This window comes from uncultured Roseobacter sp., assembly GCF_947496515.1.
GTDB lineage: Bacteria > Pseudomonadota > Alphaproteobacteria > Rhodobacterales > Rhodobacteraceae > Roseobacter.
The window spans coordinates 32,596-43,887 of record NZ_CANMDB010000006.1; the positions used below are offsets into that span (position 1 = coordinate 32,596).

The following is an 11,292-nucleotide window of genomic DNA, read 5'->3' on the forward strand; positions in this document are numbered from 1 at the left end:
CCTCCCCTTTGCAGAGCAGGCGTGCGGGATGCTGAACCTCGCAAAATGGGGTGGTGACGGGCGTGGCTTGGGGCCGGGAAACGGCAGTGCAGCATGTCTCAAGAGAGCGGGGCGCCGCGCCCCGACCGAGGGCCGAGAGGCGATGATGGGGATGGGGAGACCCTCGATCCCCGTCGCTTTGGCGCTGTTTGGCTGCCTGAGACGTGGTCGACAAGGGGCTGCCGTAACCGATCCTTTCATGGGAGGGCAGGGCCTGCGCGTGATAGGTTGGGACGATCCAATGACGCCTTGCGCCGAGTGGCCTCGCCAGCAGCACAAACCGGTGATCAGATGGGATGTAGAGACGGGACGCTGGGCTCGGACGGGTTTGACGGTTTTCGGCCAATGCCTGTCGTCGGAGCCAAGGACCGCCAAATATGGTATGGGTGTTGCATTCCTTTCACGTATTTTGAGGACCACATGGCATTCCTGAGACTGATCGTCCTGATCTGCCTCGCCACGGCACATCCGGCTTTTGCGCAGGGCTGCGACTGGGCCAGCGATCCGGCCGGACACCGGCAGCATCCCGAATACGTGACGCGGTTCCAGCAGGTCGCGCCAAATTGCGGGGCGCAGGAGCTTTCCTACGTCAGCGACATGGTGATGAATTATGCCCTGAAAGTGAGAGGATTGCTCTCGGACCCGGCGCTGCTGGATCGGCAGATCTTTGATGCGCTGACGCTGTTGTCGCCGCGGTGTAAGCGACTGTGGGCCCCGATTTCAACAGCGCCGTTGCCAGAAGCATGGGCGTCTGGGTGCCGCCCGGATACCCTTTTGGGGGTGGCGGCCAGTTGCCTGTCGATGACTACGACGTGCAGGGGAGAGGCGGGGTGATTTGTGATCGCAGGACATGCGTCGTGCCCTAGCGGCAGCCGAGCCGGTTGGCGCGCTTTTGTCGGCGGTGGCGGCGCGTTGAGCCTTTCAGTATCTCCAACGTAAAAAGTGTCGCGGGATGCAGGCGCCATCTCCGCTTCGGCAATCAGGCGATCCTGCGGTACATTCTGCGGGCGTCGAGGGGTCTGCGTTGCGATAAGGTTTGAACGCTTCGACGCCCGAGGCGCGCCCGCGCGGCATGCAGTTTGCCCCGTCGTCCTGTCAGCGCATCTTTCGGTCGGGTGGCATTGTCCGGCACCGGTGTCAAAACAGTAGCGGTTGAATGGCCATCACGGTGGCATCCGGACCCTACAGCGGTGCTGACGATCACGCTTGTCTTGCCATGGCTTTAACCACGCCGTCCTTGAATCGCTGGCCGATGCCCCGGTGCCGCGCCGCGGCGTCTTGCGCGGTTCCTCGGCAGGCGCTGATACGGCTGGTCGTGGTTGCTACAGGGTGCCCAGGTGATACTGGCTGACGGGGCTGGCGCCGTAAGGCAGCCCTGCCTCGAAGGTCAGAACCGACCCGTCTGCACGGTTGATGCAGAATGCTGTGGTCCGCAATTTCGACACCTCGGCCACTGGCACAAGCGCGCCGTCCCATCCGCCGAGCGGGTGATCATCGCACCGGGAGAAAGACGGCAGATCGAAGATATCGGTGGTTTTGACGGGGTCGGTCATCCGGGCGCCTTCGTCGATGTAGCGATCAGGGAAGGCGGGATCGTTGCAGACCATGTCCTGGATGTGCACCCGCGCGTCCCATCCGAAGTCATTGAACGCCTCACGGGGCGGACCGTTGCGCTCGGGGTATTCGGCGTCATAGAGGCCCAGCAACGTGAAGCGGTCCGCCCAGTGCTCGGTCAGACCCTTTTTCGCGTAGGTTGTGCGTGTCTGCGCGGAGTTAAAGAGCGACCACAGGCCGTGACGCGGTTGCGGTTTCAGATCGCCGGGGTTTGCGGGGGGTGCGATGAACTTGAGCACCTTGCCGCCCTGATTGCGTTGGCCGACCAGACCCGGGCGTCTGTCGTTCAGGATCCAGTTGGCGAGGATGATGTAGTCACGCAGGGCAACCGCATCGAGCGAAAAGGTCGCGTGACAGTTGTAGAACCGGTTGTTGTAGAGACACCAGTCCTGGGCGCCGGTTTCGGGTTCAATCGCGTTGTCGCGGATGAAGGCGAAACTGTTGTCATGGATGCGGACGTGGCGGTTGCGGCGGATGCTCGGGCCCTCGTCCGTGACCGAGACACGGTTCTCGCGGATGTCCATTCGGATGGCGTTGAAAGCATGGCTGATGGCACAATTGCGCACTATCACATCGCCTTCGATATCGAAACTGCCCAGCATCGCGCCGTTGAAGAAGCTGGCGTCAAATTCCTTGGGCTTTGCTTTCACCTCGCGCCATGTGACGCGGCCATCCCACATGTCATGATCCGGATCCTGCACCCATCTCACCCCGTCGAGGATCAGGCCTTTTGTCGGGTGCAGATCCGTTTGCCGCGCGTAGAGAAAGTAGCGCCCGCCGGTGCCCGAGCAGTCCCGGACCGTGATGTGCTGGCAGGATCGCAGGTAGATGGCATTGGGCCAGCAATGCTCGAAGTGCAGGTTTTCAAGGACGATATGATCGGCGCGAAACAGTCTGAAAAAGGCGAAATCGCCGTCGAGCGGTTCCATGCCGCCGTGCCGCCCGTCCTCGCGGGTGCGGCCGCCGTCCAGAATGGCGCGGGCGCGCTGTGGTCCCCGGATGGTGATGGGAGCCTGCGGCGTGCCTGAAATGGCGATGACCACCGGGTTGGGATAGCGGCCCGGCAACAGCTCGATCACGTCACCGGGCGTGGCCTTGCCCAGGGCTGTCTGCAGATCAAAGGCCCAGTCAGAGGACTGATCCGCGGTTTGGTATCGGCGCAGGCTGGGTGCCGCGAAAATCACTGCCATGATCCATCCAATCAAGTCTTGCCATATTGCCCGAGTGGAGCGTGAGCGGGACAGGTCGCGCAAGTGTCTTGCCGGTGAAGGGGGCATTGCGCCGTGGTGGGAGCACGAAAAGGGCCTTGGCGGGCCAAAGCATGGCGCCGTTTGATGATGCCCACGCGGATGTTTCAGTGGGGCGGCAGAAGCGCCCGCGCGCCCCATAGAGGGGCCCGCGTGCGCTGCCCGGGCGGATGCCCGGGGGCGCTGCTCTCAGGTCATTTTCAGAATGATGCAGGTGGTGGAGCCGGTCGCGTAGAGCTTGTCGTCCGTCACGCCGCGGATCTCGCCATTGGCCACGCCGGTGGACCGGCCTGCGTGATCGACCTCGCCCAGGCAGGTGATCTGGGTGCCGAGGGGGATGGCGCGGATGATGTTGATCTTGAATTCCAGCGTTGTATAGACCGATCCGCGCGGCACTTTGGTCATGACGGCGCAGGCCATGGCGGAATCGAGCAGCGTGCCGTACCAGCCGCCGTGAACCGTGCCCATGGGGTTGGTCACCTTGAATTCCGGCGTGCCGCGAAAGACGACGCGCCCATCGCTGACCTCGTGGAGCGCGTACCCGAGCGTTTCCCCGATGGGGGGGCCGGGGTGGTGCCCGGCCAGAATGCCTTGCATGAATTCCAGCCCTGACATGGACAGGAGCGTCTCGCGGCTCATCAGATCGGCAGGAGAGGTGGCGATGGTCATGGTGTGCTCCGGCGATGGGTGCGGGATCGGCTATGACCATTGGTGCCGGAAGGGCGGGGCTGTTTCAAGTGGGGACTCGGGACAGGCGATACCGGTTGTGGGCTGTCGCGGTGATAAGGGACCAAGACGCGGACCGGCATGGCGCGCGGATGGCCCTGGTTTTCTGGGATCGTTTATTGGTGGCATCCTGCGCGCGCCCGCAGCGCGGGCGTCAGGCTACGTCGCGCACGCCGGTCAGCGCTTGGGTCACGCCCAGGGCATGACAGATCTGGCGTGTCATCTCGGGCCGGTTCAGCGTGTAGAAATGCAGGGACTCCACGCCCTCATCGAGGAGGGTCGAGCACATCTCGGTGCAGAGCGCCGTGGCCAGGAGGTCGTGCCGGTCGTCACGGATCGCAGCCTCGAACGCCTGATCGAGCCAGGCAGGCACCTGCGTGCCGCACCGGGTGGCAAAGCGGCGGGCGTTGCCCCAGTTGACGATGGGCAGGATGCCCGGTGTGACGGGCGCCGTGATCCCGGCGGCAGCGCAGGCGTCGCGGAAGCGCAAAAAGGTCTCTGCCTCGAAAAAGAACTGGGTGATTGCTTCGGCGGCGCCTGCGTCGATCTTGGCCTTGAGCCAGTCGATATTGGCCTGCGGGCTTACCGCGTCGGGGTGGCTCTCGGGGTAGGCGCCCACGCGCAGGGTGAAAAGCTGCGTCTCGGCCAGCGCCTCCACCAGTTCCACCGCGTCGGCAAAGCCGTCGGGATGCGGGGTGAAACGGTCTTCGCCTTCGGGCGCGTCGCCGCGCAGCGCCACGATGTCGGTGACGCCGGCTGCGGCAAAGCGGCGGGCGGTGGCCAGCGTCTCTTCGCGGGTGGCGCCGACGCAGGTGAGATGCGCTGCCACCGGCAAGCGGGACGTCTTGTGCAGCGTATAAGCCGCGTCATGGGTCAGATCCCGGGTGCTGCCGCCCGCACCGTAGGTTACCGAGAAGAAGCGCGGCGCCAGCGGTGCCAGCGCCTGGGCCGTGTCCCAGAGCTTGAAGGAGGCATCGATGGAACGGGGCGGGAAGACTTCGAACGAGACGGCGGGGGTGGGCACAGGCAACGATCCTCATGGTTTGCGCCCTTGTGCCACGGGGTGCTTCGTGAGACAAACTCATAACTCTCATCTTTAACATGAGCGCTCTATGCATATTGAGTTTCGACATCTGCGCACCGTGCAGGCCATTCACGAGGCGGGAGGTCTCGCGCGGGCGGCGGAGCAGCTGCATATCACCCAGTCGGCGCTGAGCCACCAGATCAAAGGGCTTGAGGATCAGGCGGGGGTCGAGCTCTTCGTGCGGCGGTCCAAACCGCTGCGGCTGTCGCCCGCGGGCATGCGCTTGCTGAAACTCGCGCGGCAGGTGTTGCCGCAATTGCAGGCACTGCAGGAGGAATTCGCGGGCCTGCGAGACGGCAGTGCCGGGCGGATGCACATCGCCATCGAGTGTCACGCCTGTTTCGAGTGGCTGTTTCCGGTGTTGGAGCGGTTCCGCAAGACCTGGGGCGAGGTGGATGTGGACATACGGCCGGGGCTGGCCTTTGACGCGCTGCCGGCTTTGCTGAAGGAGGAGGTGGATCTGGTCATCTCGTCCGACCCCGAGGATCTGCCGGGGGTCACATTCGTCGAACTCTTTGATTACGCGCCGGTTTTTGTCGCTGCGAGCACCCATCCGCTGGCGCGCAAACCTTTCGTGGACGCAGGGGATTTTCGCGGTGAGACCCTGATTACTTACCCGGTGGAACGCAGCCGTCTGGATGTGTTCAGCCAGCTTTTGATCCCCGCAAAGGTAGAGCCTGTCGCGATCCGGCAGGTGGAGTTGACGGCGGTGATCCTGCTGTTGGTGGCCAGCAACCGCGGCGTGTCGGTGCTGCCGGACTGGGTGGTGCGGGAGGTCAAATATTCCTCGGATTACATCACCCGACCGCTGACGGCCAACGGCATCACGCGCAGGCTCTATGCCGCCGTGCGGGAGGGGGATCTGGACAAACGCTACATGAAAGATCTGCTGGATCTTGCAGGCACAGAGGCGCGCAAGCTGCAGGACGCCTGAGCGTTACCGGACCTGCCATGTGCAGCGGGTGTCTGCCTGCCAGCCTGCCTGGTGCAACAACGGCGTGTCCGACGTGGTTTGCGGGTGGCCAAGGCACAGATAGCCCGTCAGTGCCCATGTGGCAGGCGCGTCGAGGATGCGGTGGACCTCGACCGGATCGAGGATCGACACCCATCCCAACCCGAGGTTTTCCGCCCGCGCCGCGAGCCAGAGCGTGTGGATGGCCATGACCGTGGAATAGCTCAGGGTTTCGGGCATGGTCTGACGACCCAGGCCGCGGCCCTCGGCCACTGCCAGATCGGTGAAAACAGCCAGATGCACCGGTGCCTCGCGCAGGCCCGCGAGTTTCAGTGCGAGATAGTCGCGTTGTGCTGCGTCCTCATACGCCTGTGCTGCCGCGGCGTTGCAAGCGTCAAAGCTGGCGATGACTTCTGCGCGCCTTTGGGCGTTTTCCACCTGCAGCACGCGCCAGGGGCGGGCGTTTCCCACCGAGGGCGCATGCTCCATGCTGCGTTGCAGGCGGGTCAGACAGGCAGGATCCACCGGGTCGGGCCGGAAATGGCGTACATCCCGCCGCCAGATCAGCAGGTCTTGCAGTGCTGTGCGGTGGCTCTGGCGCATCTGCATGGGTATTGAACCTCGACCGGGACAGGCGGCGTCAGCGCTTGAGCCGTGCTGCGCGACCACCGCGCCGCTGGGTGATCTGGCCTTGCCGCGTGGGCAGCTCTGCCATCACGGCGCGGCGCGTTTCGGGTGTCATGCTGGACCAGTCGGTGATCTCTTCGATCGAGCGCAGACAGCCGGTGCAGAGCCGCGCCTGAGGGTGGATCACGCAGACCTTGATGCAGGGGCTCTCGACCTCGTTGCGGCGCCAGACGTCGTCGGTCATGCTTGTATCCCTTGCTGTCGTCTCAGTGCGCTCAGCCGGTCGAGCGCGCCTTGCAGAATGTAGCCCGCGGCCACGTGATCGATGACTTCGGCGCGGCGGCGGCGCGAGGTGTCGGCCTCCAGCAGCGCGCGCTCGGCGGCGACGGTGGACAGGCGTTCGTCCCAGAAGGTGATCGGCAGGTCCAATCCCGCCTGACCCGCAAGGTTGCGGGCAAAGGCGCGGGTGGACTGGCATCGCGGCCCCTCGGAGCCGTCCATGTTGCGTGGCAGACCCAGCACCAGCCCGCCGATGGTGCGGGCTGTCAGGATCTCTGCGAGCCTGGCTGCGTCCTGCCCGAACTTGCGACGCTTGATCGTCTCCAGCGGGGTGGCGATGGACAGCAGCGTGTCGGAGACGGCGACGCCGATGGTGACCGTGCCCAGATCGAGCCCGGCGAGGCCCCGGCCCGCAGGGAGCGCGGCGCTGAAGTCGGCGAAATCCTCGAATATCATTCGACCACCTGCGCCCGGCGCCCGGCCCGCAGCAAGAGATCCAGCGCGCGGGTGTCCTCGGCAAAGACCACGACGGCGTTGTCATAGACGGCGCGGGCCTGACCGTATTGGCCCAGAACGCCCAGGGCGGTGATCAGCTGGGCCCAGTCCTCCACCGGGCCGCCTTCGGTGGCCAGCCGGTCGGACAGACCGCTCACCATGCTCTGGATCATCTCCATGCGGGCGGCGGGGCTAAGGTCTTCGGCGGCCTCGATATCGGCCGCATCGGGCCCGCGCCCGGCGCCGATCTCGGGCAGCTGGTAGGTGACGCCCGCGCGAAAGGCCATGTCCTCGATCTGGTTCAGGATCGGCGGGATCCAGGGTGCGCTCTCAGGTCCTTCGCGCAGCAGCCTGTCCCACATGCGAAAGGCGGTATCGGGCCGCCCGGTCTGAGCCATCATGAGCCCCACATAGTAGCGCGCGGTGCCCTGGGTCGGGTCCAGTGCGAGCGACCGGGTGACAGCGCTCTCGGCCTCAGGCGAGACATAGCCACCCGCGGCCAGCACCAGCATATCGGCGTAGTTGGCAAAATCCCCGGCGGTGGCCTCGTCCCCCTTGAGCGCGATGACCCGGGCCTGCGCACGGTGAGCGGCACGGAAATTGCCCAGATTGGCCTCGTTCTGGGCCAGCAGCATCTGGCCTTGCAGATCATCGGGGCGGTTTTCGACGGTGGCGCGCAGGCGGTTGACGAGTGCGAGATAATCCGGGCTGACCTCGGCGGGGTCGGTCGCCTCCGGCATGCCCGCTTCGGCCTGTGCCTGGGTGGGCCTGTCGGCGCGCGCCGTCTCGGCAAGGGCGATGCGGTCGGCCAGTGCCAGATCGCCGTAGCCCGGCGCGCCGATCTGAAGATACAGCGCCACGCTGCCCGCAGCCAGGATCACCACGAGAACCGCGCCGGTCAGCGCTGGCGCACCGCGGGTTGCATCCCCCTGCGCGCCGCTTTGTTGCAATGCCGCGTCGGCGGCCAGGATGCGGCGCGACACCTCTGCGCGCACCCGTTCGGCATCCGCCGCGCTGACGATGCCGCGGGCGAGATCACGCTCCACTTCGCGCAGCTGGTCGCGGTAGACGCGCAGGTCATAGGCAGCAGGGGGCAGCGCCGTGCCGCGGGCCGGGGCGCGCAGGCCGAGTGCCAGCAGGATGGCCACCCCCACCGCGAGACTGCCCGCTAGAATCCAGAATATCGTCATGCCTGCCCGCTCCCTCTGCCTCTCACTTAGCGATCCCGGCGGGGGTGCAAAAGGGGCAAGGCGCAGGTTTTCCGCGGCGAAGCATCGCAATTGCCAGCCATGTCGCAAACCCGTTAAAAAACGCCGCGCGGGGTCTGGCGGATTTTGCAGGCTCAAGCAGAACGATAGCACCGGGGGCGGACGCGCGTCCGGCCGACCGAAATGGGGTGACTGGGCCATGAAACGCTATTCCGTCTTTGCCGTCGCGCGCGAAGCGATGCGCCATCATATGGGATGGGAACGGGCGTGGCGCGCGGCGCAGCCCAAAGAGCGCTACGATGTGATCATCATTGGCGCTGGCGGGCACGGTCTGGCCACGGCCTATTATCTTGGCAAGCGCTACGGCGTGCGCAAGGTCGCCATTCTGGAGAAGGGCTGGCTGGGGGGCGGTAACACCGGACGCAATACCACGATCATTCGCAGCAACTATCTACAGGATCCCTCTGCGGCGCTCTACGAAAAATCCCGCAGCCTGTACGAGACCATGTCTCAGGATCTGAACTATAACGTCATGTTCAGCCCCCGCGGGGTGATCATGCTGGCGCAGACGCACCATGAGGTGCGCGGTTACCAGCGGACAGCGCACGCCAATGCGCTGCAGGGGGTCAAGACGGAGTTTATCAGCCCCCGCCGTGTCAAGGAGCTGGTGCCGATCATCAACATCGACGGGCCACGCTACCCGGTGCTGGGCGGGCTCTGGCAGGCGCGCGGTGGTACGGCGCGGCACGATGCGGTGGCCTGGGGCTACGCGCGGGCGTGTTCGGACATGGGCATGGACGTCATTCAGCAGTGCGAGGTCACGGACGTGCGCCGCGAAGGGGGCCGTGTGGTGGGCGTGGACACCACCAAGGGCGCCATCGGGTGCGACAAGCTGGGCATCGTCGTGGCGGGGAACTCGGGGCATGTCGCGGGGCTGGCCGGGTTCCGGCTGCCCATCGAGAGCGTGGCGCTGCAGGCGCTGGTCAGCGAGCCGGTGAAGCCCTGCATGGACGTGGTCGTGATGGCCAATACGGTGCACGGCTACATGAGCCAGTCAGACAAGGGCGAGATGGTGATCGGTGGCGGCACCGACGGCTATAACAACTACACGCAACGCGGGTCATTTCACCATATCGAGGAGACCGTGCGCGCGCTGGTGGAGACCTTTCCCATGATCAGCCGCCTCAAGATGCTGCGGCAGTGGGGCGGGATCGTGGATGTGACCGGTGACCGCTCGCCCATCCTGTCGAAAACGCCCGTCGAGGGGGTTTTCATCAACTGTGGCTGGGGCACGGGCGGGTTCAAGGCGACGCCCGGTTCCGGCTGGGCCATGGCGGAGCTGATCCACAAGGGGCACGGGCCGCTGACCGATGCGTTCGGGCTGGAGCGTTTTCGCGAGGGGCGCTTTATCGACGAAAGCGTGGCCGCAGGGGTGGCGCATTGATGCGGGTCGGTGTGGCCTGCAGCGCAGCTGCGAGATCAGGCCGGCGTGTATTTTTACGCCCGGGTGGTGCGGTGCACGAAATCCAGGCCGGTTTATCCGCTACTGCATCGGTCAGCGCCTCAAAGCGCGGAAATGAAGGTCGCTTGCGCGCGAACGACAGGCCAGGCTCACAGGTAGTTCCTTGCGGTGCGTTGTCGGCTGATACCCTGCGCGGCTCAGCTGTCCTGCGTCTTGCGCCCTTCGCCCGCAGCGCTGCCAAAGGCGATCAGGTTGCTGACGTCGATCTCGCGTCCGCCGCGGGCGGCCTTGCGGGCCGCGATCCCGCGTCGTTCCAAGACCAGCATCACCACCGCCCCTGCGGCAATCACACCGAAAACCACCATCGCAATCGTTGCTTCGCTCATAAAATACACCCTCTGTGCTGTTTGGCTCCTATTCTAGCGCGATCCTCACGGCTTGGCGACCGGGCGCGTGCGGTGTTTTTTGGGAACATGTGTGCAGGACCTCGCGTTCACTCTCCGATCGCAATGCGAAAAGGAGAAAGAACATGGCTGATCAATCCAACACATCTTCGGGCGGTAACACCGGTCTTGCCTTTGTCGTCGGTATGCTTGTCGTGGTGGTCGGGGTCCTCGCCTACTTCATGCTGGCAGATGGCGCCGGTCTCGCGGTCGAGGGTCCGGACAGCGCGCTGGAAGGTGCCGCAGAGGCCATCTCCGACGGCTGACGATCAGGCAGTGTCCGCCGCGACAGCTCCTTGGGGACGCGCGGCGGACACTGCAAGCCCATCGGCGCCATTTAGCCAATGGATCAAGGCAATTCCGGCCCCCTGCCGCCGAAACAAACCGGGGATTTTCGCCGATATTGCGACCCGTTTCCCAGCCGCCACACTGGCCTCCCGTAACAAGGAGACTGATAAATGGCTGACTATACGACACAGACAAACGACGGTGTCAGTGGCAAAGGCATCTTCATCGCGCTCGTGGTTATCGGCGCGTTCATCTTCCTGCTTGCCATCGTCGGCACCAGCAGTGTGCCCCCCGGGGAAGGCGACGCGACAGCGCCCGCCGCCATCGAGAGCGCACCTGCGGAGCCCGCAGCACCCGCTGTCATCGAATAACACCGACCACCACCCCCTCACCGCATCAGGCGGGCGTCCTCTGGCGCCCGCCTTTTTGCGTTGCCTGCCCGCAAAGGGAGCCTGCATATGCTCATTCTGACCTGTCCCGTGTGTGGCGTGACCTCCGAGGAAACCGAATTCCACGCCGGTGGTGAGGCGCATCTGACCCGCGTGGGTCCCGCTGGCGATGAAGAGGCGTTCGGTGACTATCTCTTCACACGGGAGAACCCGCGCGGCGTGCATTTCGAGCGCTGGCGCCACGTCTACGGCTGCGGCAAGTGGTTTCACGCGGCGCGTTGCACCACCACGCTGGAGGTCTTCGGCACCTATTCCGCGCAGACCACCGAGCCACCTCAGGCGATCCGCGACCGCATCTCCCAAAAGCGACCGGGCTGGATCTGGAGAGATTTCGCATGATGTTTCACCTTGCCAAAAAAACTCAAATCCCCCTGGCTCA

At 64.9% G+C, this 11,292-nt stretch carries 14 protein-coding genes; 6 read left to right on the plus strand and 8 right to left on the minus strand.

The genetic code is table 11. The features are described 5' to 3' along the window. The first annotated feature begins 459 nt into the window (after positions 1–459). Positions 460–873: a hypothetical protein gene (locus Q1A53_RS12180; RefSeq protein ID WP_299966893.1), complete on the plus strand. Its 414-nt coding sequence runs from the start codon at positions 460–462 to the stop codon at positions 871–873. 488 nt (positions 874–1,361) lie between these two features. Here the strand turns inward: Q1A53_RS12180 and Q1A53_RS12185 are convergent, their stop codons facing one another. The 3 genes from Q1A53_RS12185 to metF form a co-directional block, all read right to left on the minus strand. Continuing rightward, a complete protein-coding gene (locus Q1A53_RS12185) occupies positions 1,362–2,843 on the minus strand; it encodes a hypothetical protein (protein WP_299966895.1) in 1,482 nt (493 codons plus the stop codon). Positions 2,844–3,089: 246 nt separating this feature from the next. Next, complete coding sequence (locus tag Q1A53_RS12190) at positions 3,090–3,569, minus strand: PaaI family thioesterase (RefSeq protein ID WP_299966897.1); 480 nt, start codon at positions 3,567–3,569, stop codon at positions 3,090–3,092. Positions 3,570–3,780: 211 nt separating this feature from the next. Next, positions 3,781–4,650 carry a methylenetetrahydrofolate reductase [NAD(P)H] gene (gene metF, locus Q1A53_RS12195; RefSeq protein ID WP_299966899.1) on the minus strand — a complete coding sequence of 290 codons (870 nt, stop codon included), beginning with the start codon at positions 4,648–4,650 and terminating at the stop codon, positions 3,781–3,783. Between the two features lie 88 nt (positions 4,651–4,738). Between metF and Q1A53_RS12200 the strand changes: the two genes are divergently transcribed. Beyond that, positions 4,739–5,644: a LysR family transcriptional regulator gene (locus Q1A53_RS12200; RefSeq protein WP_299966901.1), complete on the plus strand. Its 906-nt coding sequence runs from the start codon at positions 4,739–4,741 to the stop codon at positions 5,642–5,644. Positions 5,645–5,647: 3 nt separating this feature from the next. Here the strand turns inward: Q1A53_RS12200 and bluB are convergent, their stop codons facing one another. From bluB to ccmI, 4 genes are read right to left on the minus strand one after another with little or no spacing between them, the layout of a single operon-like run. Next, positions 5,648–6,271, minus strand: coding sequence for a 5,6-dimethylbenzimidazole synthase (gene bluB / locus Q1A53_RS12205; protein WP_299966903.1), 624 nt, complete (start codon positions 6,269–6,271; stop codon positions 5,648–5,650). Positions 6,272–6,302: 31 nt separating this feature from the next. Further along, a complete protein-coding gene (locus Q1A53_RS12210) occupies positions 6,303–6,533 on the minus strand; it encodes a DUF1289 domain-containing protein (protein WP_299966905.1) in 231 nt (76 codons plus the stop codon). Beyond that, on the minus strand, positions 6,530–7,024 hold the full coding sequence (gene ruvX, locus Q1A53_RS12215; RefSeq protein WP_299966907.1) for a Holliday junction resolvase RuvX: 495 nt from the start codon (positions 7,022–7,024) through the stop codon (positions 6,530–6,532). Before ruvX ends, Q1A53_RS12210 begins: the two co-directional genes overlap by 4 nt. Continuing rightward, entirely contained in the window at positions 7,021–8,253 is a 1,233-nt protein-coding gene (gene ccmI / locus Q1A53_RS12220; protein WP_299966909.1) for a c-type cytochrome biogenesis protein CcmI, read from the minus strand. The genes ruvX and ccmI overlap by 4 nt, the downstream gene beginning before the upstream one ends. Positions 8,254–8,470: 217 nt before the next feature. Here ccmI and Q1A53_RS12225 point away from each other — a divergent pair, with 217 nt between their 5' ends. Continuing rightward, positions 8,471–9,715 carry a sarcosine oxidase subunit beta family protein gene (locus Q1A53_RS12225; RefSeq protein ID WP_299966910.1) on the plus strand — a complete coding sequence of 415 codons (1,245 nt, stop codon included), beginning with the start codon at positions 8,471–8,473 and terminating at the stop codon, positions 9,713–9,715. A 215-nt stretch (positions 9,716–9,930) separates the two neighbouring features. Here the strand turns inward: Q1A53_RS12225 and Q1A53_RS12230 are convergent, their stop codons facing one another. Then, complete coding sequence (locus Q1A53_RS12230) at positions 9,931–10,119, minus strand: hypothetical protein (RefSeq protein WP_299966911.1); 189 nt, start codon at positions 10,117–10,119, stop codon at positions 9,931–9,933. Positions 10,120–10,262: 143 nt separating this feature from the next. Here Q1A53_RS12230 and Q1A53_RS12235 point away from each other — a divergent pair, with 143 nt between their 5' ends. The 3 genes from Q1A53_RS12235 to Q1A53_RS12245 all read left to right on the plus strand — a co-directional run bounded on the left by Q1A53_RS12235 (position 10,263) and on the right by Q1A53_RS12245 (position 11,252). Then, a complete protein-coding gene (locus Q1A53_RS12235; RefSeq protein WP_299966912.1) occupies positions 10,263–10,442 on the plus strand; it encodes a hypothetical protein in 180 nt (59 codons plus the stop codon). A gap of 192 nt (positions 10,443–10,634) precedes the next feature. Beyond that, positions 10,635–10,835: a hypothetical protein gene (locus Q1A53_RS12240; RefSeq protein ID WP_299966913.1), complete on the plus strand. Its 201-nt coding sequence runs from the start codon at positions 10,635–10,637 to the stop codon at positions 10,833–10,835. A gap of 87 nt (positions 10,836–10,922) precedes the next feature. After that, positions 10,923–11,252, plus strand: coding sequence for a sarcosine oxidase subunit delta (locus Q1A53_RS12245; RefSeq protein ID WP_299966916.1), 330 nt, complete (start codon positions 10,923–10,925; stop codon positions 11,250–11,252). The last annotated feature ends 40 nt before the right edge of the window (positions 11,253–11,292 follow it).